Below are 23,488 nucleotides of genomic sequence, written 5' to 3'. Positions count from 1 at the left end.
TCACCGATTTTCGTCTGGTTAAATTATAGCAAAATGTAAACTTGATTTAAGCTTGGTTTAATTCATTTAGTATTCTCTTAAAGCTAGCTTTAATCAGTTTTTTTTCCGAAAAGCAACTAATTCTGGAGTAGCGATGCGACGGTAATCTTGCGTATTCAAAATAATCGAACGCTCCAGACTTCCAGCATTGAATGCCAGTTCGTTATAGCGCTCAAACAATAGTGGGTCGGCAACCAACTTTAAATCTGGATGAAAACTAAATGGTGGGATGGCACCAAAAACACAACAAGTCAGCTCAGACACTTCTTTTGGGCTTGCCAAAGATGCCCGACTTCCCCCCATTTGTTTGGCTAGAATTGCAAGATCGGCCTGTTGATCAGCAGGCAAGACAGCAAGGATATACTGTCGATAGCCATTTCCTTTCACATGACAAACCAAGCCCTTAGCACCTTGCCCTAGATGTGTTCCCCGTATTTTTGCCACTTCTTCTGAACGACCACCGGTAGCGTGTTCCATAACACGATAGCGGGCATTGTGAGTATCTAATAAGGTGATGAGGCATTCAAAAATATCGTTTTTTAGCAAAATATTCTCCTGTATAAACTCAAAGTAAGAATTGATACCTATTTCTTTAATCTTACATAGGCAATTATTGATTCTGGTCAAAATTACTGAGAGAGATAAGTGTCACATTGTAATTCAATTCTCTTACATTGAGATTTGAAATACTTCAGTAGAATCTAAGGAGTTTCAAATGACAGCATCAACTTTCTTTATCCCGCCAGTGAATAAAATCGGCATGGGATGCATGACTGAAGCCATCGAATTAATAAAAAATTATGGCTACAGACAGGCTTTGATTGTCACTGACCGTGTGTTAAACGAGATTGGTGTTGTTGGAAAAGTTCAGGCTTTGCTGGCAAATGTTGGAATAAAAAGTGCAATTTATGATGGAACAAATCCAAATCCAACGACGATTAATGTTGAGAAAGGTTTGGAAATTCTGCGTCAGCATAGTTGCGATTGTGTGATCTCGTTAGGTGGTGGTTCACCGCATGATTGTGCAAAAGGTATTGCATTGGTGGCAGCTAATGGCGGGGATATTCGTGATTATGAAGGGGTTGATCGTTCAGCTAAGCCACAGCTACCTTTGATTGCCATCAATACTACCGCGGGAACGGCTTCTGAAATGACACGTTTCTGTATTATTACGGATGTTGAACGTCATATCAAAATGGCAATTGTGGATAAAAATGTTACGCCTATTTTGTCAGTCAATGATTCCGCACTGATGACAGGGATGCCAAAAGGATTGACTGCCGCTACGGGGATGGATGCATTGACCCATGCAATTGAGGCTTATGTTTCTACGGCGGCTAATCCGATCACTGATGCTTGCGCGTTGAAAGCCGTGACAATGATTAGTCATAATTTGCGGCGTGCCGTTGAAGATGGAAATGATATGGAAGCACGTGAGAATATGGCTTATGCCCAGTTCTTGGCAGGTATGGCATTTAATAATGCGTCTTTGGGATATGTTCATGCAATGGCACATCAGTTAGGTGGATTTTATGATTTGCCACATGGTGTCTGTAATGCGGTCTTACTGCCTCACGTACAGAAATTCAATGCAAAAGTTTCTGCTGCACGCCTGAAAGAGATTGCCGCAGCTATGGGAATTGAAGTTAATTTTCTAAACGATGAGCAAGGTGCTGAATCCTGTATTCAAGCGATCAGTAAATTAGCAAAAGATGTGAATATTCCATCAGGTTTGTCCGAATTAAATGTAAAAGAGGAAGATCTGCCTACATTGGCGACTAATGCGTTGAAAGATGCTTGTGGATTCACCAATCCGATTCAAGCTTCACATGAAGAAATCGTTGCTATCTTTAAAGCGGCAATGTAGTCAGTTCATCGCAATGTAACAAACAGTAAGGTTATTCCAGTAATTTCGCCATTTTTATGGTGAACTGGCACTAAAGAAGCCACTTCGTTTAGGTATGCACTCATGAGTGAAGTGGCTGTTGTTTTTAAACGTTATTGTCTGCAACTAAAATTATTCTTTGGTTGAGTGCCGTTCCCGCAGTTGGCGGATGATACTACTGAGATTGAGTTCTTGATCCTGGAGTAAAACTAGCAGGTGATAGATCAAATCTGCGGCTTCATTAGTCAACTCTTCTCTGTCATTCACTGTAGCTGCTAACGCGGTTTCTACACCTTCTTCGCCAACTTTTTGGGCGATGCGTTTTGTTCCACTGGCATATAAGCGAGCGGTATAGGAACTGTCCGGTGGGGAATTTTTTCGGCTTGCCAGTAGCTGTTCCAATTCATAGAGAAAAGCCCATTCGGTTTGTGCGGGAGCAAAGCAGCTCTCAGTACCTTTATGGCAGGTTGGACCAACAGGATTCACTAAAGCAAGTAGAGTATCGTTGTCACAGTCGGGGTAGATTTCTACCAGATTCAAAAAATGACCGGAGCTTTCGCCTTTTGTCCACAATCGCTGTTTAGTTCGGGAAAAAAAAGTTATTTTGCCAGAATTGAGCGTTACATTCAGTGCCTTCTGATTCATGTAGCCCATCATTAACACTGTTCCAGAGGTGGCATGTTGGACGATGACGGGCATCAGGTTATCCACTTTTTTCCAATCCAGTTTCTCAATTTCTTGAGTTGTTAATCGTCGTGTTGTCAACATGTTCTAACCTCTACCCCCTGTATAGCAAGATATTGTTTGAGTTCACAGATATTAATGATCTGTTTGTGGAAAACGGAAGCAGCCAAAGCTCCATCAACATTTGCAAGTTGAAAAGCATCCAGAAAATGTTCTTGTGCACCTGCTCCCCCGGAAGCAACCAGCGGCACAGAACAGACATCACGCACTAATTTTAGCTGGGTAAGATCATAGCCATTACGGACACCATCCTGATTCATCATGTTCAGAACGATTTCACCAGCGCCACGTTGTTGTACTTCTTTGACCCAATCCAAAGTCTGCCAGCGTGTTGCGGTTGTGCGCTTTTCATCTCCTGTAAACTGATAAACCTGATAGCTGTTTGTTTTTTCATCAAACCATGTATCAATACCCACGACGACACATTGGACACCGTAGCGATCAGCCAAACGGTTAATCAAATCTGGATCAGCTAAGGCTGGAGAGTTGATGGAAATTTTATCTGCACCAAATGCGAGGATTTGTCCGGCTTCTTCGACAGTTTTAATACCACCCGCCACGCAGAAAGGAATATCGATGACTTCAGCGACTTTCGATACCCAGCTTTTATCGACCACATGACCGTCGGAAGAGGCGGCAATATCATAAAATACCAACTCATCAGCGCCCTCTTGGGCATAGCGCTGCGCGAGAGGAACAATGTCACCAATAATTTCGTGGTTACGGAATTGTACGCCTTTGACAACCTGCCCATCACGGACATCCAGGCATGGAATTATGCGTTTTGCCAACATTGGATAGCCTCCGTCAGTGTAAATTTTCCTTCCAGTAATGCACGTCCGACAATAACACCTGCGGCACCAGATGCAGGCAGGGGAGAAATATCGGTGAGGCTGCCAATACCACCGGAGGCTTGAAATTGGATTTGTGGATATTTTTGGCTGACTTCCTGATAGAGTGCAATATTAGAGCCGCTTAATGTGCCATCACGGGAAATATCGGTACATAAAACATGTTTTAGCCCAACAGGGAGATATTGTTCAATAATATACTCAAGAGTGGCATTGCTGTTTTCCTGCCAACCACTGATGGCAACTTGTTTAACCCCCTCTGCATTGATGCGGATGTCCAGCGCCAGTACAATTACTTCTGCCCCATATTGTTGAAACCATTGCTTGACTAATTCAGGTTGTGTAATTGCAGTAGAGCCAATTACAACTCGGCTTGCTCCTGCTTCAAGTAATGCTTTTACATCTGCCTCTGAACGAATTCCTCCACCGACTTGAACGGGAATAGTAACTCCTGCCAGGAGCTTTTTCAAAAGTGCAATTTGGCGTTTGGCGGGATCTTTTGCGCCAGTGAGATCCACCAAATGCAGCCATTTAGCGCCTTCCTGTTCATATCGTTGTAATCGGGAGAGTGGAAAGCTGCCATAATCCCGACGTTGGTCATAATTTCCTTGATGCAGGCGCACTACATTTCCATCAATTAAATCTAATGCAGGTATAATCATGCGCTTACATCTCCAAAAAATTTTTTAGTAATTGTGCGCCTGATGCACCTGAGCGCTCAGGATGAAATTGCACACCAAAGAAATTATCTTTTGCAATGGCACTGCTGAATGTATTGCCATATTCGGTTTGGGCAATCGTAAACTCACCAACAGGCAGAGCATAGCTATGAACAAAATAGAAACGGGAATTATTGACAATATTGCGGAACAGTGGGTTATCTGCCTGTGCTTTTACTTGATTCCAGCCCATATGTGGTAATGGCAGACCTGCGGTCATTATTTTTTCGACTGGTGTGTCAATTAATTTCAGTAGAGGAATGTTATCTCCCTCTGCACTGACTTTGGCAAGTAATTGCATGCCGAGGCAGATACCCAATACAGGTTGGGTAAGAGAATGAATCAAAGGGATTAATTGTCGCTGTTCAAGTTGTTTCATTGCGGCAGTAGCTGTACCCACTCCCGGTAGAAATAGTTTATCGGCTGTTTGTACAATATCCGCGTCTAAACTCACAATAGGCTTATAGCCTAAGCGACGGATGGCATAGGTAACAGAAGCAAGGTTAGCGCAACCTGTATCTAGAATAACAACGTTCATCATGATGTCCTTTATAACATTTCCTATAAAACACCTTTAGAACTCGGTAAAGTATCGCCTTCTATGCGAATGGCTTGCCTCAATGTCCGGCCAAAGACTTTAAACAGACTTTCTGCCCGATGGTGATCGTTCTTGCCTTTGGTTTTCAAGTGTAGGGTACATCCCATGGTGTAAGAGAGGGAACGGAAGAAGTGTTCGATCATCTCTGTGCTTAAATCTCCAACACGCTGATGCTTAAATTCGGCTTTATATTCGAGATGTGGACGACCGGAAATATCCAGAGCACAGCGTGCAAGACATTCATCCATTGGCAATGTGAAGCCAAATCTGGCAATGCCACGTTTATCTCCCAATGCTTGTTTTAGAGCTTCTCCCAATGCGAGGCCGGTATCTTCAACAGTATGATGATCGTCAATGTAGAGATCGCCTTTGACTTGTATATTCATGCGGAAACCACTGTGAGTCGCGATCTGATCCAGCATGTGATCAAAGAAACCGACGCCTGTATTGATACAACTTTTTTCTTCGCGATCTAACCAAACTTCAATATCAATGGTGGTTTCTTTGGTTGTTCGTTCAACGTGAGCATAACGATCTATACGGGTCAGTTGTTCACAAATGGACGACCACCCCAATGATTCGGGATGATAACGAATACCCTTGATCCCCATGTTCTGGGCCAATTGCAGATCGGTTTCCCGATCCCCGATGACATAGCTGTTTTCAGTATCAATAGTATTTTCGATCAGGTATTTTTGTACCAATCCGAGTTTTGGTTTACGGCAATGACAGTTATCTTCTGGTTTATGTGGGCAAATCAGCACTTCTTCAAAATGGATACCTTGTGAGGTGAAAACTTGCATCATTAAGGCATGAGGGGGTTCAAAATTTGCTTGCGGAAAACTGGCCGTACCTAATCCGTCCTGATTAGTGATCATCACTAATTTATATCCGGCTTTTTGCAGGGACAATAAGGCGGGGATCACATCGGCTTCAAAAGCCAATTTATCAAGGCGATCAATTTGATAGTCACTAGGTGGCTCGATGATTAATGTTCCATCGCGGTCAAGAAAAAGCATTTTCTGGCTCATGGGTTCTCAGTTTCCTTGATTTGTTGATTTTGGTTGGAAAGTGCACTAACGGCACTGACTAACTGTTCACATTCACTCCTGCTGCCGATAGTAATGCGCAGACAATTCTCTAGCCCCGGCTGTTTACTTTGATCACGCAAGATGATCCCTTGCTCCCATAGCGTTCTGAATACGAACTCTGCATTAATAAATTTCACCAAAATATAATTAGTTTCGCTTGGAAACACGTTGTCAACCAATGTCAACTTACTGAGCGCTTGCTGAAGATAAGCCCGATTGCTGATGATCTCTTCCACTCGGTTTCTCATTGTTTGGATACCCGTTTCAGTCAGCGCTTGTGCTGCAATATCTGCGATAGGTGCAGCAAGTGGATAAGGCGCAATCACTTTTAGCATCAGCGCGATGATATCGGCAGAAGCCAGCGTAAATCCACAACGCAATCCAGCTAAAGCAAAAGCTTTCGAGAGGGTTCGCAAAATGACTAAGTGAGGATAGTCTTGTAGCCAGCGAGTGGTAGCATGGGTAGTTACATGTTGTGGGTAAAATTCGATGTAGGCTTCGTCAATAGCAACGATGGCACGGTTACGGGCCAATTCAAGGATCTGGCGTAATGCCGCAGGATCAATGAGATTGCCTGTAGGGTTGTTGGGACTACAGATGTAAATTAATTTGACGCGATCCAAATTATTTTTGATGGAGGTGATATCTGGTTGCCAGTTGGTGCTGACAGGGATCTTTTTCTGCTCTATACCGAAGGTTTCGGCGCTAACGCCGTACATGCCATAGGTTGGTGGGCAAAACATTACAGCATCACGCCCTGGCTCGCAAAAAACCCGGATCAGTAATTCGATAGATTCATCTGCTCCACGACTGACAAGAACTTGCTCAGGTAGCAGGCCAGCGTAATCAGCATAACGTTGAATTACTGTTGCTGGTTGACATTCCGGATAGCGATTGAGTGTGTTTTCAGTGAGTTGGAAATTGGGTGCAATGGGGTATTCATTCGCATTTAACCAAATATCACCATGACCACCCAGACGACGGGCAGACATATAAGGGACTAATTTGCGAATGTTTTCTCTTGCCAATGAATTGATATCAAAAACCGTACTCATGATTGTTCCTTAACTTTTTATGGTTATCAAACCCCGTGGTTCTAAATCTGCGTTATTCAAAGCGGTCATGCGTAACGTAACAGCATTTTTGTGCGCGATGAGCTGCTCTGCCTGTGCCAGTGTTTCAATAGTTGGTGCGAGATTTCTTAATCCTTGGGGAGTGAGCCGCTGAACGGTCATTCTTTTCAGGAAATCAGCCAGGCCGAGGCTAGAATAGGTTGAAGTATAGCCATAGGTAGGCAGAACGTGATTAGTGCCAGAAGCGTAATCTCCAGCGGATTCAGGTGACCAGTCACCGAGAAAAATGGAACCAGCGTTGGTAATCTGCTCAACCAGTTGTTCAGGCTGACAAGTCTGAATAATCAGGTGCTCAGGGCCATATTGATTGCTGATGATCACACATTGAGTAAGATCTTCAGTAATAATGATCCTGCTAGCTTGCAAGGCTTGTATTGCGATCTGCTGGCGTGGCAAAGTTGCGAGCTGGGTTTCAATTTCACGGATAACTTGTTCTGCCAAGTTTTCATCGGGGGTTACCAGTATTACTTGGGAATCTGGGCCGTGTTCCGCTTGTGAAAGTAGATCCGCTGCTGTGAATATAGGATTGGCTCTGCTGTCAGCAATAACCAGTACCTCGGATGGGCCGGCGGGCATGTCGATTGCTGCACCGTCGATTTGTTGGCTTACCTGACGTTTGGCTTCTGTAACCCATGCGTTTCCGGGGCCAAAAATTTTATCTACTTTGGGAACGGATTCGGTTCCGAATGTCATAGCTGCAATCGCTTGTGCCCCACCAATTTGAAATATTTCGCTGATCCCACATAGTTGCGCAGCATAGAGTATTTCATCTGCAATGGGGGGGGGAGAACATAGGATGACTTTGCGGCAACCTGCAATATTGGCGGGCGTACCTAGCATTAAGACCGTGGAAGGTAGTGGGGCAGAGCCTCCGGGAATATAGAGTCCTACTGAATCTATCGGACGTGTAACTTGTTGGCAGCGAACGCCTGGTAGTGTTTCAATATCAATCTCTGCTGGTTTTTGAGCCTCGTGGAACTGGCGAATATTGTTCATGGCCAGCTGCATGGCCTGCTTGATTTCTGGAGTCAGGCGATCAGCGGCGGCATTCACTTCATTTGCAGGAATCTGAATGGTTTCAATAGTTGTTTTATCGAAGCGTTGGCTGAATTCTTGTAATGCTTGATCTCCGCGTGTTTTTACGGTTTCCAGAATCTGTTTAACTGTGTTGGAAATATTGTCGGATGCAGCAATTGCCGGACGTGTCAGCAATATTTTTTGTTGTTCTGGCGTGCATTCTTGCCAGCGGATGATGGTCTTAAAATTGGTGTTCATCAAAGCTACTCCATCATTTTTTCAATTGGCAGAACCAGAATGGAGCTGGCACCTAATGCCTTAAGTTTTTCCATTGTTTCCCAGAATAGTGTTTCACTACTGACCATATGCATGGCTACACGATTTTGTGCACCTGCCAATGACAAAATAGTAGGGCGTTCTGCACCCGGAAGCAGGGAAATAATTTCTTCCAGTTTGTCGCTGGGAGCATGTAGCATGATGTATTTGGATTCTCGTGCCTGAATGACGCCTTGGATGCGGAGCATCAGTTTGTCAATGAGTTGTTGTTTGGCTTCTGGCATTTCTCCATCACGTTGGATCAAACAGGCTTTTGAGCGATAAATGACTTCAACTTCCCTCAAGCCATTGGCTTCCAACGTTGCACCTGTTGAAACTAAATCGCAGATAGCATCGGCAAGTCCGGCACGAGGAGCAACTTCGACTGAGCCATTGAGAAGGCAGGATTTGAAACGGATGCCTTTTTGATCTAAATAACGTTTCAATAAGTGCGGATAAGAGGTAGCAATGCGGGAATCTTGCAGACATTCCACGCCTGTATAATCACAATCAAAAGGTGTTGCCAGGGAAAGCCGACAATCGCCAAAATCAAGGCGACGTAGTGTTAAATAGCGAGGATCTTCTCCCTGTGCCCGACGAGTCAGTAATTCTTCTTCAAGGACATTTTCCCCAATAATACCTAAATCGACAATACCATCCATGACAAGACCTGGAATATCATCATCGCGGACACGCAGAATATCGATGGGCATATTTTCAGCGAATGCAATCAGGCGTTGTTGCTGTAAATTGATTTTAATACCACAGCGAGCCAGCAATGCTCTGGAGTCATCACTAAGACGGCCTGATTTTTGAATGGCTATGCGTAAGCGTGTTTTATCTAGCATGTTGTGTTTTACCCTATCTCAGTGTTCAGTCAGTAACTAATTCTTAGAAATCAGAAATAAAAAAACCCCCGGAAAATCTTCCGAGGGTTTTTATCGTATTCATACCACCGGAAGACAGGTTAAATGTCTTCCAGCACACAGCAGCCTGAAAGACTAGTCAGGATGATGGTGATGATGATTAAATTGAATACAGTTCATATACATTAAGCTCTATTGTTTACGCCTTGACATTATGTTAGGTGCTATTTTTCATACAAAAATACGCTGTATTTAATGAGGAAAATACCCAACGCTATATTTGCGATCAAGAATTGTTTGCTTGTTGTTTAACCTATACGATTTTATGTATGAAAAGCAAACTTTTTTTAAAAAAGATGTTTATCTTGTATTAAGGTATTGTTTTAAAATCAAAATTTGTTTAGTTGTCATTAAGTGGTTATATGAGTAATGTTAGTTATGGTCACATAATGGCCTAAGAATAAAAATAGTATTGCTCTTGGGAGAATCATAGTGAGAAAAATTTCCATTATTGGATTGGGCTGGTTAGGAATGCCATTGGCACAAGCACTACAAAGCGGAGGGATGCAGGTAGTTGGTAGTAAAACAACACCAGATGGTGTTGAAGCTGCATGTATGTGTGGGATAGATTGCTACCTATTGGATTTGGATCCTCAGATTACCTGTGATGCAGACACTCTTGATCAATTAATGTCTGTTGATGTGTTGGTTTTAACATTGCCTGTTAGTGGTGTTGGCGGTGGGGAAAAATATGTAAAAGCAGTGCAGTTGGTTGTTGATACTGCGCTTTCATATTCGGTTCCGCGGATTATTTTTACTAGTTCAACTTCAGTTTATGGCTCGTCTGTTGGTTATCTCAATGAAGATGAACCATTGCGCCCTGAGACTGAATCAGCAAAAGCGTTAGTTGAGTTGGAAAATTGGCTGCATCGACTCCCGAATACATCGGTCGATATAATACGTTTGGCTGGTTTGGTGGGGAATGGGCGCCATGCAGGGCGTTTTCTCGCAGGAAAAAGGGCACTCAAAGGGGGAGAAAATGCGGTCAATTTGGTCCATCAAGATGATGTCATTTCTGCCATTAAGCTTCTAATTCAACAACCGGAGGGCGGGCATATTTTTAATTTATGTGCACCAATACATCCGAAAAGAGCTGAGTTTTATCCTTTAGCCAGTCGTCAGCTCAATCTGACTCCGCCAGAATTTTTGCAGTCGGAAATCGAAAACAAGGTAGAAATTGGAAGCCGGGCCGAAATCGAAAGCAAGATTGTTGATGGTAGTCGTATCTGTCGGGAGCTAGAATTTAAGTATCAGTTCCCAGATCCCGGCAGAATGCCAATGAGCTAATGAAATAACCAGTAAAAGCTTAGTTTATTTCTATCATAACAATCTTTTTAAAAGCAGGTCTTTGGGTCAGTAATTGATACCAGCGTTCTAGGTTTGGCAGAGATGGGCGCTCTACTTCTACGCTTAACCATAAATAGGCCAGTGGGGCTAGGGCAATATCAGCCATGCCAAATTTGTCGCCGGAAAGATATTGTTGATTGCTTAGGGTGTTATCGACAATTTTCAGTAATTTTTCAATCTCTGCTAAGGATTGGGCGATGATTTTAGGATCGCGTTGTTCTTCCGGTGTTCTGACAAAGCTGATCATAAATTGTTTAATGGGAGGGAAGAGGTTGCAGCCTACCCAATCCATCCATTTTTCAATGCTGGCTCTTTCTTGAAGATCGGACGGGTAAAGGCTATCTTTGCCAAATTTTGCAGCAATGTAACGAATAATTGCGTTGGATTCCCATAAGATAAAGTCGTCTTCTTGTAAACAAGGAATAACTGCATTGGGATTCATCCGCAGGTATTCAGGGTCGTTGAGTTTGCCAAATTTGCCACCGATATCAATTTGTTGATATGGCACACTTAGCTCTTCCAAGCACCAAAGAACTTTTTTTACGTTTGATGAATTTTTACGGCCCCAGATTGTCAACATGATTTTCTCCTTAATGTCAGAACATTCTTATCTATTGATAATATGACAATAAAACCAGTTGGATAACAGAAAAATCTTTACGTTATTGGGTTGGAGTCTTTCCTCATAACATCCTATATTAATAGAGTTTTTATTTTTATATTTACTCTGTAGACACGACACAAAGTTGAATAGTAGAGAAAAAGGTGAGCGATTATGAAAAAAAAGCAGCAAATACCGATAATTAAATTTTTTACTTTTGGCTTGAGTGTTTTTTGGTTGACAAGTGTCAACGTATACGCAATGGAACAGCCCGCAGCACCTGAAATTGATGCAAAAGCTTATGTGTTGATGGATTATTCCAGTGGAAAAATCTTAGCTTCACATAACGCGGATGAACGGTTAGATCCAGCCAGCTTAACGAAGATGATGACCAGCTATGTCATTGGGCAGGCGATTAAGTCAGGGAAAATTTCTATGGAAGGTATGGTAACCGTTGGTAAAGATGCTTGGGCTACAGGAAATCCAATACTTAGGGGTTCATCCCTGATGTTTTTGAAGCCGGGTGACCGGGTTAAGGTGATTGATCTGAACCGCGGTATTGTAATTCAATCCGGTAATGATGCCAGCATTGCACTTGCAGATTATGTAGCAGGCAGTCAGGATGCTTTCGTTGATTTGATGAATAAGTACTCGAAAACACTAAGATTGACGAATACCCACTTTAAGACAGTGCATGGTCTGGATGCGGCAGGGCAGTATAGCACCGCCCATGATATGGCTCTTTTGAGTCAGGCCATGATCCGTGATGTGCCGGAAGAATACGCCTTGAATAAAGAAAAAGAATTTACTTTTAACAACATCCGCCAACCTAACCGCAACCGTCTGTTGTGGAATAAGAACATGAACGTAGATGGTGTTAAAACCGGACATACAAGTGGGGCTGGTTATAATCTTGTGGCCTCGGCAACTGAGGGACCAATGCGTTTGATTTCAGTAGTCTTGGGCGCTCCCAGTGATCGTGTGCGTTTTTCTGACAGTGAAAAACTTTTGTCATGGGGATTTCGTTTTTATGAGTCTGCTACACCGTTAAAGGCCAGTAATACATTGGTGACGGAAAAAGTATGGTATGGAACTCGTTCGGAAGTCGCATTGGGAGTGGAAAAAGATGCTTCGGTGATAGTTCCCCGTGGACAAATAGGAAATTTGAAAGCGAGTTTTACTTTGAATAATGCTTCACTTGAAGCACCATTAGTTCAGAATCAAGTTGTAGGTACAGTGGACTTTGTGCTGAATAATAAAGTCATTGACCAGCGTCCATTAGTAGTTAAAGAAGCAGTGGAAGAAAGTGGTTTCTTTGGGCGTATGTGGGATCTCGTTGTAAAAACGGTTATTGGCTGGTTTAACTCGATTTTCGGTAAGTAGGTATTTAAAAGACAAAAGAAATCCACATCGCTATATAACGCTGTATAAATAAAAAAATGCCAGTCAATTTTTTTTGGTGACTGGCATTTTTTAGGTACGGTTGTTGAAAAGATCAGCGCATGGGTTTTGATTACATCACGGAGTAAACTGCTGCTGAAATAGCAATTAAACCCGTCACAACAACAAAAATATTGCTTGGTTTACCTGCATATTTACGCATAGCTGGAACTTTGCTGATTGCGTACATTGGCATGATAAACAGGATCATCGCAATAATCGGCCCACCCAGTGACTCAATAATATTCAGGATACTCGGGTTAAGTGTAGCCACGAACCAAGCACTGATTAACATGAAGAGGCTGGTGATACGATTCAGTGTCTTGTGCTGAATAGTTTTCCCACGAGTATTCATCATTGCTTTGTTTACAATGCCGTTAAAGCCTTCACGAGCACCGAGATAGTGGCCAAGGAAAGATTTGGTAATAGCAATAAAAGCGATAAGTGGGGCAATATACTCAATAGTTGGTACGCGGAAGTGGTTAGCCAGATAGGACAGAATAGTGATGTTCTGTGCTTTTGCTTCTGCCAAGTTTTCAGGTGATAAACTCAGTACACAGCTGAAAACAAAGAACATTACTGTCAACACCATCATGATATGGGCGTAGGCCAGAATACGTGAACATTTTTTTTCTGCATGCTCACCATACTCTTCACGTTTTGCAACTGCGAAGGCTGAGATGATTGGCGAATGGTTAAAGGAGAAAACCATAACAGGAATTGCCAGCCACAGAGTAAACAGCAGGCCATGATTGCTTGCGGAAGACATAGTATTGTCCAACGTCAAGGTATCAAAGATAGTGGTGTTCCAATGAGGAATTAAATACAGCGCCAGTAGCATCAAAACGGTGACAAATGGGAATACCAATACACTCATAGCCTTAACTATGGCTTTTTCACCGAAGCGGATAATGCTCATCACACCAAGAAGTAATGCCAACGCCAGCAATGCACGTGGAGGGGCACTCATTTGCAACTGATGCACAATAAAGCTTTCTACCGTATTGGTTAACGCAACACTGTATACAAGCAGAATAGGATAAATGGCAAAGAAATAGAGGATAGTGATCAGAAAACCTGCAACTTTACCAAAATGTTCTTCTACTACGCCGGTGATATCTTCACCGCTGCTTTTACCTGATAAAACAAAACGACACATTCCACGGTGAGCAAAAAATGTCATAGGAAGAGCAAGAATTGCCATGATGATGAGTGGAATCAAACCACCAATACCGGCATTGATGGGAAGAAATAAAACGCCGGCACCAATCGCTGTGCCATATAATCCTAGCATCCATACAGTGTCTGATTTACGCCAGGTAGTGTAATCGCTTTTACCAGAAGAAGCAGAGGATGCGATTGAACCTGATTGAGACGTGTCCATAAATATCTCCGAAATAACGCGGTAAAGTAAAATTTAAAAACTGCTAAACCCGCACATTAATTAAATGCACGAGTCAGATTTTTTATATGTATAAGTTGTCAGATATTGCGCTGGTGTTTATCTAAACGTCTTTCTTATTACATTATTGTTACATTAATAAGTTGACTGAAATCTGTTCATTTAGCTGCTTATTAAAAACAAAGGATTTTCCAACTCATCTACTTTGCTTTTTTGATTCTTAATCTAAAAATCTAACCTCGGAATTTTGATAAAAGAATATAGTTATTTTCATTGAAATGTACCGTGATCACTCTCGCAATTGCAAGATTTATATGGAAAATGAAAGTTGTTATAAATATTTTCCTAAATGTTGATGAAATATTAAATGAAGTAAAGTTCAATATCTGTTAATAGAGTGTATCATTATTTTCATCTTAAATTCTAATATCTATCTGATTTTCTACTTAATAATATTTACACATTAATGAAAGTTCTTGTTTGATGTTAGTATAGATTGAAATTAAATCATAACTGTCAATATTTTTATTTTAATTTGTAATGAAATAAATTCAATTTATTGATAAATAAGAGTAAATTTTATATTTTTTTGTTTTGTATGGTATTCATTCTTTAAATGAATATGTAGATTTTATTGATTATGCATTCATAAGGATTTAAAGATAAGCAATTTTTACGTGAAAAGTTTTTTTGTTTTATTTTGATTTATAAAGAAATAGTAATCATTTTTCTGTTGTATATTGTTAAATATAATGAAAGATTTTATTCTAATATGTGGATTCACCATGAAAAGTAAAATAAATGTTAATGATTTATTGGGTGGAATAATACCATATTCAACCATACCAATGGCACCGGCCACATAGTTGTTTATGTAGCTGGTGCATAGTTGTCCATATACATGGGAGGCTTGTTTCTATGACGCTATTTGAAATCTATCGAGGTTGCATTTGATTAATTTTTTACCCATCCTTTTTTAATCATAAATGCACAGCAGAATTGGTAAAGTTGAATTAGTTTATTTTGTAAATGCTCTCCATATTGGTTCCAAAGTATTTGGGAAAAAGCACACCCTAACAGGCTGACTAAAAATGCGCCCACCATATCGATTGGCCAGTGAACCCCCACGTAGACACGAGACCAAGCAATCACGCAGGCAGGGAATATTAAACATAAGCCTGACCAAATCCGGTGCCAAAATACAAATGCTAAGGCGAAAGTAAAGACAGCTATACCGTGATTGCTGGGAAAAGATGCCGTAGGAGCGTGGTAGAGAAAGTTATAGCCAAAACCTTCAACAAATGGTCGGGGATGTGGAAAAATTGTTCCGATAATATAGGAGGCAGTCATGCCAAAGGCAAAAGCAATGCAAGATTTACTGACAACTATGCGTTGAGATGCAATGGCCTTTTCTTTTCCCCAAAGCCAGCAAATACCCAATGTGATAGGATAAATAAATACGCAATATTTCGCTATAAAGATGGCAAGCGAAATCATTGCTGGTGGAGAAACTGGCGTGGCATTGATAAAAGTAAACAAATTGTGGTTAAGTTGTTCTAGCAAAGTAAGCCTCACAAGCGAGATATTGACGCAAACAGGATGATTCTATTTTATCAACTTGCTCGTTAAAAACAGTAATTTTACAATATATAGCTCATAAAAAAGAGAACCATAATTTTATTTAATATTTATTGATGTTGCATAAGTTAATAACACAGAGATTATGATAGTCACTAAAGATAACTGCTATCTTGCAAGTAACTCGTAACTGGCGTTATGAACAACTGTCGCGAACAACAAAAAACCCGATAGTCTTTAACCAAAGTGGATGACTATCGGGCTCCTCAATATGGGGACATCAAAGAAAAGCAGTGGCAATAGTTAAGACTACATTATGATGTGAAAGTTCTCATCCTTGAGAAAAAAATCACAAAATTTTTTCAAGAGTATGGAGTCTTTTTTGATGGATGGTATGGTTAGGGTTATTACTATCCAGTAGGAGAAAGGCTTATGACTGGATAGCAGGTTTTTGACGACCGATTTTCTGGCTAGTTATTTGGTTCGGTTATTTGTATAGTTCCAAATTTTCTTTGGCATAAGCTTCAAAATCTGTGCAACCACCGATGTGTTTCTCGTCAATAAATATCTGAGGAACAGTTTCAACAGGTTTGCCCACTGTTTTTGATAGGTCGTCTTTGGTGATGTTTTCGGCCCAGATATCGATATAGCGATAATCAAAGTCATCGCGCTCTGTTTTTAGTTTCTCCGCTAGCTCTTTGGCACGAACACAATATGGGCAACCAGGGCGGCCAAAAATGACAGTGTACATACAAACTCCTTAGTGGTAATAATTATGAACTTCATAGAATGTCATCTAAAGTTACTATGCCTGCAAGTTTTAATAAAAAAAAGCAGGAATTACCTTTTATTGTAATTAGCCACGCCAATAAGAGAGATTCAGGTATGATAGGCTTACTGTAATTTACTGAAGTCTATTAAGTAATGAAAAATCTATTTTTTAGGCTGGAACAGGTCAAAGAATGAGTATTAACCCATCAAAAGAGATGCGCTCATTGGCTGATATGCCTAAGTTGTTAATTTTATTTGAGGTATTGGGGGTTGGCCTATTAGTTCTGGCTTACTTGTCGATAACTGATAGCATAATTCTATCACCTTTATTAATGACGACAGAAGCGCACATTGCTATGATCTTATTGGGCATTGGTTGTTTGATACCCGCAGCTATCCATATTATCTGGCGTGCGGTCTATAATCTTTCCTTTTTGGGAATAGATCATAAGAAAGCGGATAAAAACCATCAGACTATCACTGATGATGAAAAATAAAGTAGATTAGTTATTGTTCATTCTGCTACTCACTGGTAATTTCCCTTAGGTAGTATGTATAACTTCTCGGTCATATGAGGTTAATTCGATGGATTCTATGGTTATTCCCGATTTGTCAATTTTGCGCACGTGGCTTGAACAACTCAAGATCTCTTATTTTGAGAATGATTCAGGCTCAGTCTTGCATTTGCCTCATATGCAGAATATTGATGGCCTGTTTGATGCCAAGATCGATCTATTGGGTGATGTAGTATTGCTGTCTGCTCTGGCTGAGGTCAGGCCAACTGCGATAATTCCACTGGTTGCTAATTTGAGTCAGATTAATGCCAGCTCCCTCACTGTGAAGGCATTTCTTGATGTTCAGGATGAAAACTTGCCTAAGTTGATTGTTTGTCAGGCATTCCCAGTTGCAGCTGGAATGACTTTCAAACAATTTTCCAATTTTATACAGCAGGGTGAAGAACAAATTGCTAATGTGATTTTTGAGATTCACAGCAATAATCTTCTCTATGTCAGTCATGATATGGAAAGTGAGGTAGAAGTTGAAAATGAAGATGAAGAATCTTTGACCTCAACGGAAACATCAACATTTACTTTGCACTAATATTTTTTAATACGGTTTTTTACAATGCAATGTGTGCAGTATACCGCGGGGCATTGTCACTCCTGCCAGTGGCTCGATAAGTCCTATTCACAACAATTATCTGATAAACAAAAACATTTAAAACAACTTTTACAGGAATCATCAGTAGTACATTGGCTATCGCCAGTGACCAGCAAAACTAGAGAGTTTCGTAATAAAGCCAAGATGGTAGTCAGTGGCAGTGTTGAGCGCCCCTTGCTTGGTATGTTGCATCGTGATGGTAGAACGGTAGATCTTTGTGATTGCCCGCTGTATCCAAAATATTTTCAGACAGTATTTGCCGTAATAAAAACCTTTATCGCCAGAGCTGGTCTGGTTCCGTACAACGTCGAACGTAAGAAAGGAGAATTAAAATATATTCTTCTGACAGAAAGTTGCGCTAATGGTGAAATGATGCTGCGTTTTGTCTTGCGTTCAGAAACAAAATTGGTTCAGTTGGAGCAGGCTTTACCTTGGTTAAAGGAAAAGTTACCACAAGCAGCAGTAATTTCCGCCAATATTCAACCAACTCATATGGCGATTCTGGAAGGTGAAAAGGAAATCATTTTTACTGAACGCAAGATGTTGATGGAAGTTTTTAACGGTATTCCGCTGTATATTCGTCCGCGCAGTTTTTTCCAAACGAATCCAGATGTTGCTTCTGAACTGTATGCAACAGCCGGACGTTGGGTTAGGGAATTGAGTATCAGCAGTATGTGGGATCTGTTTTGCGGTGCTGGTGGTTTTGGTCTGCATTGTGCAGATAAAAAGACCAGGCTGACGGGTATTGAGATTAGTGCAGAAGCGATTAGTTGTGCCAAAAATTCCGCTGAAAGTCTTGGATTGGAACAGGTGGACTTTCAGGCGCTGGATTCGACACATTTCGCCCTTGATAAATCACAAATACCTGAATTAGTACTGGTCAACCCTCCTCGGAGAGGAATTGGTAAGGAACTTTGTGAATATCTTAGCCGGATGGCACCAAAATTTGTGCTCTATTCGAGTTGTAATGCTCAGACGATGGCAAAAGATATAACCATGCTTAAACAATATCGAATAGAGAAAATTCAATTATTCGATATGTTTCCTCATACCGAACATTATGAAACATTGGCACTGTTAGTTCTTGATGTAAATTAATAGCCTGATTTATATGATTATCCCGTGATAACTTATCGTTATCACGGGAAAGAGAAGTAAAGGCAGGTAATTCAGTATAAAGATTGATTAATTACGATGTTCAAATAATAAGGAACGTTGTTCAATCATGCGCATCAGCAGTGTTAAAAGACCATTGATGCAGAGATAAATAATACCTGCAGCAACAAATATCATCGCATCATAATTGCGCCCGTATTGAAGCTGACTATATCCCATAATATCTAATAGGGTGATTGTACTAACCAGCGAAGTACTCTTGAAAATCAATACGACTTCATTGGAATAGGAAGAGAGCGCTCGCTTCAAAGCATAAGGCAACAGAATGCGCATAGAATGTGCTTTAGACATACCGAGAGCTTGGCAAGATTGCCATTGTCCCACAGGAATTGCTTTGACAGCCCCGTAAAATAGCAGGGTCGAATAGGCAGTGCTATTCAATGCCAGTGTAACCACTGCACATAACCACGGTTCTGATATTAATTGCCATAACCATGGATATTCTTTGAGCGAAGGAAATTGTCCCGGCCCGTAGTAAATCAAAAAAAACTGAACGAGGAGTGGGGTTCCAGTAAATAACGTGATATAGACTTTTATCAATTGAGAAAGCACAGGCAATTTCATTGTCAAAATCATGGTCAGGACAATGGATAGCATGAATGCGGTCAAAAGTGCTGCGAAAGTCAAACTGAGACTGGTTTGCAAACCGGGTAAAATTTCCTTGATATGCTCAAGCATCATGAAACACTCCGTTCAAAATGGGTGGTGCGCATTTCAATTTGTTTGAGAATAAACTGACTGACCAAGGTAATTATCAGATAGATTGCAGCAACAATCATATACCATGTGAATGGTTCCTGAGTTCGGGTTGCAATAGTTTTTGCTTGAAACATTAAGTCATTAACACTGATTAATGAAACCAAGGCGGTATCTTTTAACAAAACTAACCATTGATTGCCAAGCCCTGGCAGGGCATGGCGCCACATCTGAGGCATAATCAAGCGAAAAAAGATGCGACTTTGACTTAATCCTAAAGCTTGTCCAGCTTCCCATTGCCCTATTGGGACAGCTTTTAATGCCCCCCGTAGTGTTTGTGAAGCATAAGCGGAATAGAGCAGGGACAGGGCAATAATGCCGCATAGGAAAGGGTTAATAGAGTTGTTAGTTTTCATCTGTACTCTAAAGTGCCAGACTATAAGATTGATATCAAAACCGTTGGACAACATAATCAGAAGTTGTGAACCTCCAATATAGATGAAGAGAACAACTAAAATCTCAGGTAGCCCTCGGAGCAATGTAACCCAGCAGGAGCCTAAAAACGCGATAGGTTTCCAGCGAATGGATTCCCATGTGGCAAAAAGCATTGCCAGAATTAAACCGATGATCAGCGAAGAAATAGCAAGGCCGACGGTAATTCCGGCGGCATTGATTAAAGATTGAAGTTCATTCATTAGGATTTAGTTTATTGTTTGAACCATTTTTTATAGATGGTATCGTAAGTACCGTCTTGTTTAACTTCTGCTAGTGCTTTATTCAGTTTATCTAGCAATTCAGTATTGCCTTTGCGAACCGCAATTCCTAAACCGATACCAAAATAGTTTTTGTCTGTCACTTTATCGCCAACAGTGCTTAATTCTTTGTTCTTTTTCAGCCATTCATTGACAACATCAGTATCACCAAATACAGCATTAATACGACCATTTTTCAAATCAAGGATTGCATTTTGGTAGCTGTCATAAGGTATGGTCTTAATCTCTTTATGCTGATCCATCAAATACTTCTGATGTGTAGTTCCATTCTGGATCCCTACTTGTTTACCTTTGAGAGCTGAGATTTGATCAAATTTTCCTTTGAGCGCAACGAAAATGGCAGAGTTATCATAATAGGTGTGGGTGAAATCAACTTGTTTCCGGCGGTCTGGTGTAATATCCATACCCGCCATCAGAGCATCAAAACGGCGGAATTTCAGGCTGGGAATGAGGCTATCGAAAGCTTGATTGGTGAAAGTACATTTTGTGTTGAGCTTTGCACATATGGCATTCGCCAAATCGACGTCGAATCCCTGAATCTTATTGTTTGCATCAATAAATTCAAATGGAGGGTAAGACGCTTCTGTTGCAAAATGGAGAGTGTGGTTCTCTGCTGCGGTTGCTGATAAGGTTGCTACACTCAACAGAGCTGCAAACAATAATTTTTTCATAGCAATATCCTGTTGTTCATGAACTTTATGGCTGATAACTACTGTATTGGTTATGTCGTTGCTTGAAATCTATCGGGTTTACAGGTTCAGTATGGTATTTCAGTGTGATAAATAATGAGCAAAAGCTTCTGTCTGAGGGCGAATAAAATGAGTTGTGTCACCTTTTTCAATAATATGCCCTTGCTCCATATATACAACTTGACTTGCTGTTTTACGGGCGAACTCCACTTCATGGGTTACGATAACTTGAGTGATACCGGTTTCGGCTAATTCTTTAATAATGTCAATAATTTGAGAGGTGATTTCGGGATCGAGTGCGGCAGTGGGTTCATCAAATAATAGAACCTGAGGCTCCATCATTAATGCACGGGCAATAGCAACCCGCTGTTGTTGTCCACCAGAAAGGTGCAGTGGAAAACGGTTGGAGAATTCGTCCAAACGAAGTCGGGAAAGTAGTTTTGCTGCCTTTTCCCGTGCTTGTTGTTTAGATTGTTTCAATACTCGGCAAGGCGCTTCAATCAAATTATCCATCACAGTTAAGTGTGGCCACAGATTGTATTGTTGGAAGACCATACCAACTTTTTGTCGTAATGCTAGAACTTCTTTGTAGTTAGGCTGTTGTTTGAAATCAAATTGGTGCGTTACCACATTGAGCAGCCCGGAACGAGGCATCTCCAGTAGGTTCAAGACACGCAGCAAAGAGCTCTTCCCGGCACCACTGGGTCCCAGTAACACAACAGTTTCTCCCGATGTACATTCAAAATTGATATCGAACAGAGCCTGATGTGAGCCATAGAAACAATTGATGTTTTTTAATTGAATGCTCATGCGAAAAATATGAATAGTTAATTGATTGATGTGATATTAATCTTGTACGCATAACTATGCAATAATGTCCGTGAAAAATTGTTATTTTAATCGAATTGGTAAGTTAATTAATCAAGTCGGTGGAGTTTTTTTAGATTGTTTTTTGCTTGTTTATTGGTCTGATAGTCTGATTTTTATATCAAAAAAGTTTTTCCATTCAGTCTGTGCATCAAAGCAAAATTGCTCTTTATTGAGTAAAAAATGCGATGAAAAAAGGAGTCATTAAGCTCAATATAAAACCATTAACGATGGCTGCTGGCACGATACTTATACCGCCACAGCGTTGTAATATTGGTAAGGTAAAGTCGATTGAAGTAGCGCCGGTTAAACCTAATGCGGTTGAACGGTAGCGGTTTATTAACATAGGAATGAGCATGATTGATGCCAGTTCACGAGCCAGATCATTGAAAAATGCAGTACTACCAAGCACTGGCCCATAAGCGTCAGAAATTAAAATGCCGGAAAGTGAATACCAACCATACCCAGATGCAATGGCAAGGCCTGTTTTGATGGGCAATCCCAGAATAAATGCGGCCAACACACCGCCAAGCAAAGAGCTTATGGCAACAACGATAGCGATAATCGTGCCACGGCGATTTAACAGCGTTTTTTTTAAGCTCATACCATTATTGCGTAGTTGAATTCCAACCAGAAATAGTAAAAAAATTAGGGTAATTTCACTGGCACGGCTGGAAAAATGAAACCATGACCAGTTTGTTAACCCAATAAGAAATCCTAATATTAATGCACCACATAATTTGACGGAATCTAATGCCATATGTAACTGGGAAGGCGGTTTTTCCTGTTTATGTGCACTAATAATCCACGGATCTCGTTTATCCAAGAGGTAAAGCGCTAATATATTAATTATAAAAGTGCATAGGAAAAACGTCATAGCATACAGCAAAATAGAAAGTAAATTACTGCCCAGATTTTCCAGGATGGCGAGGCTGACGCCCATCAGAATGAGAATGGCATAAACCATGACATTGAGTAGCCGATGCACAAGGATTAGCATCGATTTATTATTCAGATGAATAAGGTAGCCCAGAGCCAAAGGCAGGAGAATAATAAACAGTCCTGAATACATGATTCACATCCTTATCTAATAAAAAACATCTTTTTATCTAGTTCTGATAACTAAAACCAGTCATAAAGGCCAGTAAATACACGGAAACAAAAAATTTACACTAAAGTAACAAATAGGATAAAGGGAAACACACTGAAACTCAACGCATTTTTAATCTCTAATAGAATGGGTGTTATAAATAAAATTAAGTAAATCCGATGTGGAAAAGAAAAAGGTATGTTTCTGGAACGTGTAGAAATTTCCGGTTTTAGAGGTATAAACCAATTATCACTGGTATTTGATGAGAATATGATTCTGATTGGTGAAAATGCGTGGGGTAAATCCAGACTTTTAGGTGCCTTTACGGTCTTATTGTCACCCAAACCGGAACTTTATTACTTTAATGAGTTTGATTTTTATCACACTTGGGATGAAAACTCCGAAAGAAAATGTGATTTACAAATTATCCTGACATTCCCATTACTTTTAATGAAGATGCTTTCTAGAATTGTTTGTCTGGCGAGGGGGAAGTCAATTGAGCGTTGAATTTTGGCTACTTCCGTTTGAACCTGTTTAGGGTAAAATCTGGGGTAGAAGAAAATAATCAGACATTTTTCT

Annotated in this window: 24 protein-coding genes, 1 pseudogene and 1 other annotated feature; of the genes and pseudogenes, 7 read left to right on the top strand and 18 right to left on the bottom strand. The window is 40.8% G+C overall.

Features of this window, described 5'->3' with window-relative positions; translation table 11 throughout:
* Positions 1-93: 93 nt before the first annotated feature.
* Positions 94-585 (bottom strand): YbaK/prolyl-tRNA synthetase associated domain-containing protein, encoded by a 492-nt coding sequence (locus Xvie_RS09165; protein WP_086109023.1) that lies wholly within the window; start codon positions 583-585, stop codon positions 94-96.
* Positions 586-754: 169 nt separating this feature from the next.
* Here Xvie_RS09165 and yiaY point away from each other — a divergent pair, with 169 nt between their 5' ends.
* Positions 755-1,906, top strand: a complete 1,152-nt coding sequence (gene yiaY, locus Xvie_RS09160; RefSeq protein WP_086109022.1) for an L-threonine dehydrogenase — start codon at positions 755-757, stop codon at positions 1,904-1,906.
* 150 nt (positions 1,907-2,056) lie between these two features.
* Here the strand turns inward: yiaY and hisIE are convergent, their stop codons facing one another.
* The 8 genes from hisIE to hisG are packed head-to-tail and all read right to left on the bottom strand — an operon-like array spanning position 2,057 to position 9,240.
* The gene (gene hisIE, locus Xvie_RS09155) at positions 2,057-2,692 is read right to left on the bottom strand and encodes a bifunctional phosphoribosyl-AMP cyclohydrolase/phosphoribosyl-ATP diphosphatase HisIE (protein WP_086109021.1); all 636 of its coding nucleotides are present in this window, start codon (positions 2,690-2,692) and stop codon (positions 2,057-2,059) included.
* Entirely contained in the window at positions 2,686-3,462 is a 777-nt protein-coding gene (gene hisF, locus Xvie_RS09150; protein ID WP_086109020.1) for an imidazole glycerol phosphate synthase subunit HisF, read from the bottom strand. Before hisF ends, hisIE begins: the two co-directional genes overlap by 7 nt.
* A complete protein-coding gene (gene hisA / locus Xvie_RS09145; RefSeq protein WP_086109019.1) occupies positions 3,444-4,181 on the bottom strand; it encodes a 1-(5-phosphoribosyl)-5-[(5-phosphoribosylamino)methylideneamino]imidazole-4-carboxamide isomerase in 738 nt (245 codons plus the stop codon). Before hisA ends, hisF begins: the two co-directional genes overlap by 19 nt.
* Before the next feature lie 4 nt (positions 4,182-4,185).
* Positions 4,186-4,776: an imidazole glycerol phosphate synthase subunit HisH gene (hisH, locus tag Xvie_RS09140; RefSeq protein ID WP_086109018.1), complete on the bottom strand. Its 591-nt coding sequence runs from the start codon at positions 4,774-4,776 to the stop codon at positions 4,186-4,188.
* Positions 4,777-4,799: 23 nt separating this feature from the next.
* Positions 4,800-5,867, bottom strand: a complete 1,068-nt coding sequence (hisB, locus tag Xvie_RS09135) for a bifunctional histidinol-phosphatase/imidazoleglycerol-phosphate dehydratase HisB (protein ID WP_086109017.1) — start codon at positions 5,865-5,867, stop codon at positions 4,800-4,802.
* Positions 5,864-6,982: a histidinol-phosphate transaminase gene (gene hisC, locus Xvie_RS09130; RefSeq protein ID WP_086109016.1), complete on the bottom strand. Its 1,119-nt coding sequence runs from the start codon at positions 6,980-6,982 to the stop codon at positions 5,864-5,866. Before hisC ends, hisB begins: the two co-directional genes overlap by 4 nt.
* Positions 6,983-6,991: 9 nt before the next feature.
* Positions 6,992-8,338 (bottom strand): histidinol dehydrogenase, encoded by a 1,347-nt coding sequence (hisD, locus tag Xvie_RS09125; protein ID WP_167376252.1) that lies wholly within the window; start codon positions 8,336-8,338, stop codon positions 6,992-6,994.
* A 2-nt stretch (positions 8,339-8,340) separates the two neighbouring features.
* Positions 8,341-9,240, bottom strand: a complete 900-nt coding sequence (hisG, locus tag Xvie_RS09120; RefSeq protein ID WP_086109014.1) for an ATP phosphoribosyltransferase — start codon at positions 9,238-9,240, stop codon at positions 8,341-8,343.
* A gap of 56 nt (positions 9,241-9,296) precedes the next feature.
* Positions 9,297-9,418, bottom strand: a sequence feature (His leader region).
* Positions 9,419-9,750: 332 nt separating this feature from the next.
* Here hisG and Xvie_RS09115 point away from each other — a divergent pair.
* Positions 9,751-10,605 (top strand): SDR family oxidoreductase, encoded by an 855-nt coding sequence (locus Xvie_RS09115; protein WP_086109013.1) that lies wholly within the window; start codon positions 9,751-9,753, stop codon positions 10,603-10,605.
* A gap of 19 nt (positions 10,606-10,624) precedes the next feature.
* Here Xvie_RS09115 and Xvie_RS09110 read toward each other — a convergent pair whose 3' ends face one another.
* Positions 10,625-11,245, bottom strand: a complete 621-nt coding sequence (locus Xvie_RS09110; protein WP_086109012.1) for a glutathione S-transferase family protein — start codon at positions 11,243-11,245, stop codon at positions 10,625-10,627.
* A 195-nt stretch (positions 11,246-11,440) separates the two neighbouring features.
* Between Xvie_RS09110 and Xvie_RS09105 the strand changes: the two genes are divergently transcribed.
* Positions 11,441-12,649, top strand: coding sequence for a serine hydrolase (locus Xvie_RS09105; RefSeq protein WP_167376251.1), 1,209 nt, complete (start codon positions 11,441-11,443; stop codon positions 12,647-12,649).
* Positions 12,650-12,779: 130 nt separating this feature from the next.
* Here Xvie_RS09105 and Xvie_RS09100 read toward each other — a convergent pair whose 3' ends face one another.
* The 3 genes from Xvie_RS09100 to Xvie_RS09090 all read right to left on the bottom strand — a co-directional run bounded on the left by Xvie_RS09100 (position 12,780) and on the right by Xvie_RS09090 (position 16,437).
* Positions 12,780-14,090, bottom strand: coding sequence for an HAAAP family serine/threonine permease (locus tag Xvie_RS09100; RefSeq protein WP_086109010.1), 1,311 nt, complete (start codon positions 14,088-14,090; stop codon positions 12,780-12,782).
* Positions 14,091-15,062: 972 nt separating this feature from the next.
* Complete coding sequence (gene ybjG, locus Xvie_RS09095; RefSeq protein ID WP_086109009.1) at positions 15,063-15,671, bottom strand: undecaprenyl-diphosphate phosphatase; 609 nt, start codon at positions 15,669-15,671, stop codon at positions 15,063-15,065.
* A 502-nt stretch (positions 15,672-16,173) separates the two neighbouring features.
* Entirely contained in the window at positions 16,174-16,437 is a 264-nt protein-coding gene (locus Xvie_RS09090) for a GrxA family glutaredoxin (RefSeq protein WP_086109008.1), read from the bottom strand.
* 211 nt (positions 16,438-16,648) lie between these two features.
* Between Xvie_RS09090 and Xvie_RS09085 the strand changes: the two genes are divergently transcribed.
* From Xvie_RS09085 to rlmC, 3 genes are all read left to right on the top strand, one after another.
* Positions 16,649-16,954: a YbjC family protein gene (locus Xvie_RS09085; RefSeq protein WP_086109007.1), complete on the top strand. Its 306-nt coding sequence runs from the start codon at positions 16,649-16,651 to the stop codon at positions 16,952-16,954.
* An 88-nt stretch (positions 16,955-17,042) separates the two neighbouring features.
* Positions 17,043-17,558, top strand: coding sequence for a type III secretion system chaperone family protein (locus Xvie_RS09080; protein WP_086109006.1), 516 nt, complete (start codon positions 17,043-17,045; stop codon positions 17,556-17,558).
* Between the two features lie 24 nt (positions 17,559-17,582).
* Positions 17,583-18,716 carry a 23S rRNA (uracil(747)-C(5))-methyltransferase RlmC gene (gene rlmC, locus Xvie_RS09075; RefSeq protein WP_086109005.1) on the top strand — a complete coding sequence of 378 codons (1,134 nt, stop codon included), beginning with the start codon at positions 17,583-17,585 and terminating at the stop codon, positions 18,714-18,716.
* A gap of 87 nt (positions 18,717-18,803) precedes the next feature.
* Here the strand turns inward: rlmC and artM are convergent, their stop codons facing one another.
* The 5 genes from artM to Xvie_RS09050 form a co-directional block, all read right to left on the bottom strand.
* Positions 18,804-19,472 carry an arginine ABC transporter permease ArtM gene (artM, locus tag Xvie_RS09070; protein ID WP_086109133.1) on the bottom strand — a complete coding sequence of 223 codons (669 nt, stop codon included), beginning with the start codon at positions 19,470-19,472 and terminating at the stop codon, positions 18,804-18,806.
* Complete coding sequence (gene artQ / locus Xvie_RS09065; protein ID WP_086109004.1) at positions 19,472-20,185, bottom strand: arginine ABC transporter permease ArtQ; 714 nt, start codon at positions 20,183-20,185, stop codon at positions 19,472-19,474. The genes artM and artQ overlap by 1 nt, the downstream gene beginning before the upstream one ends.
* A gap of 11 nt (positions 20,186-20,196) precedes the next feature.
* Positions 20,197-20,934, bottom strand: coding sequence for an arginine ABC transporter substrate-binding protein (gene artJ / locus Xvie_RS09060; RefSeq protein ID WP_086109003.1), 738 nt, complete (start codon positions 20,932-20,934; stop codon positions 20,197-20,199).
* 99 nt (positions 20,935-21,033) lie between these two features.
* Entirely contained in the window at positions 21,034-21,762 is a 729-nt protein-coding gene (artP, locus tag Xvie_RS09055) for an arginine ABC transporter ATP-binding protein ArtP (RefSeq protein WP_086109002.1), read from the bottom strand.
* 226 nt (positions 21,763-21,988) lie between these two features.
* The gene (locus tag Xvie_RS09050) at positions 21,989-22,891 is read right to left on the bottom strand and encodes a LysO family transporter (RefSeq protein WP_086109001.1); all 903 of its coding nucleotides are present in this window, start codon (positions 22,889-22,891) and stop codon (positions 21,989-21,991) included.
* A 216-nt stretch (positions 22,892-23,107) separates the two neighbouring features.
* Here Xvie_RS09050 and Xvie_RS09045 point away from each other — a divergent pair.
* Positions 23,108-23,347: pseudogene (locus tag Xvie_RS09045) on the top strand (DUF2813 domain-containing protein); the annotation flags it as partial.
* Positions 23,348-23,488: the final 141 nt, after the last annotated feature.

It is taken from the genome of Xenorhabdus vietnamensis, from assembly GCF_002127535.1.
Classification (GTDB): Bacteria; Pseudomonadota; Gammaproteobacteria; order Enterobacterales; family Enterobacteriaceae; genus Xenorhabdus; species Xenorhabdus vietnamensis.
This window is presented reverse-complemented; position numbering and strand designations above follow the sequence as displayed.

What these genes read in the sequence shown, in the direction of transcription:
- yiaY (WP_086109022.1), top strand. Translation starts at nt 755, where the DNA reads ATGACAGCATCAACTTTCTTTATCCCGCCAGTGAATAAAATCGGCATG.
- hisIE (WP_086109021.1), bottom strand. Translation starts at nt 2,692, where the DNA reads ATGTTGACAACACGACGATTAACAACTCAAGAAATTGAGAAACTGGAT.
- hisF (WP_086109020.1), bottom strand. Translation starts at nt 3,462, where the DNA reads ATGTTGGCAAAACGCATAATTCCATGCCTGGATGTCCGTGATGGGCAG.
- hisA (WP_086109019.1), bottom strand. Translation starts at nt 4,181, where the DNA reads ATGATTATACCTGCATTAGATTTAATTGATGGAAATGTAGTGCGCCTG.
- hisH (WP_086109018.1), bottom strand. Translation starts at nt 4,776, where the DNA reads ATGAACGTTGTTATTCTAGATACAGGTTGCGCTAACCTTGCTTCTGTT.
- hisB (WP_086109017.1), bottom strand. Translation starts at nt 5,867, where the DNA reads ATGAGCCAGAAAATGCTTTTTCTTGACCGCGATGGAACATTAATCATC.
- hisC (WP_086109016.1), bottom strand. Translation starts at nt 6,982, where the DNA reads ATGAGTACGGTTTTTGATATCAATTCATTGGCAAGAGAAAACATTCGC.
- hisG (WP_086109014.1), bottom strand. Translation starts at nt 9,240, where the DNA reads ATGCTAGATAAAACACGCTTACGCATAGCCATTCAAAAATCAGGCCGT.
- Xvie_RS09110 (WP_086109012.1), bottom strand. Translation starts at nt 11,245, where the DNA reads ATGTTGACAATCTGGGGCCGTAAAAATTCATCAAACGTAAAAAAAGTT.
- Xvie_RS09105 (WP_167376251.1), top strand. Translation starts at nt 11,441, where the DNA reads ATGAAAAAAAAGCAGCAAATACCGATAATTAAATTTTTTACTTTTGGC.
- Xvie_RS09100 (WP_086109010.1), bottom strand. Translation starts at nt 14,090, where the DNA reads ATGGACACGTCTCAATCAGGTTCAATCGCATCCTCTGCTTCTTCTGGT.
- Xvie_RS09090 (WP_086109008.1), bottom strand. Translation starts at nt 16,437, where the DNA reads ATGTACACTGTCATTTTTGGCCGCCCTGGTTGCCCATATTGTGTTCGT.
- Xvie_RS09085 (WP_086109007.1), top strand. Translation starts at nt 16,649, where the DNA reads ATGAGTATTAACCCATCAAAAGAGATGCGCTCATTGGCTGATATGCCT.
- Xvie_RS09080 (WP_086109006.1), top strand. Translation starts at nt 17,043, where the DNA reads ATGGATTCTATGGTTATTCCCGATTTGTCAATTTTGCGCACGTGGCTT.
- rlmC (WP_086109005.1), top strand. Translation starts at nt 17,583, where the DNA reads ATGCAATGTGTGCAGTATACCGCGGGGCATTGTCACTCCTGCCAGTGG.
- artM (WP_086109133.1), bottom strand. Translation starts at nt 19,472, where the DNA reads ATGCTTGAGCATATCAAGGAAATTTTACCCGGTTTGCAAACCAGTCTC.
- artQ (WP_086109004.1), bottom strand. Translation starts at nt 20,185, where the DNA reads ATGAATGAACTTCAATCTTTAATCAATGCCGCCGGAATTACCGTCGGC.
- artJ (WP_086109003.1), bottom strand. Translation starts at nt 20,934, where the DNA reads ATGAAAAAATTATTGTTTGCAGCTCTGTTGAGTGTAGCAACCTTATCA.
- artP (WP_086109002.1), bottom strand. Translation starts at nt 21,762, where the DNA reads ATGAGCATTCAATTAAAAAACATCAATTGTTTCTATGGCTCACATCAG.
- Xvie_RS09050 (WP_086109001.1), bottom strand. Translation starts at nt 22,891, where the DNA reads ATGTATTCAGGACTGTTTATTATTCTCCTGCCTTTGGCTCTGGGCTAC.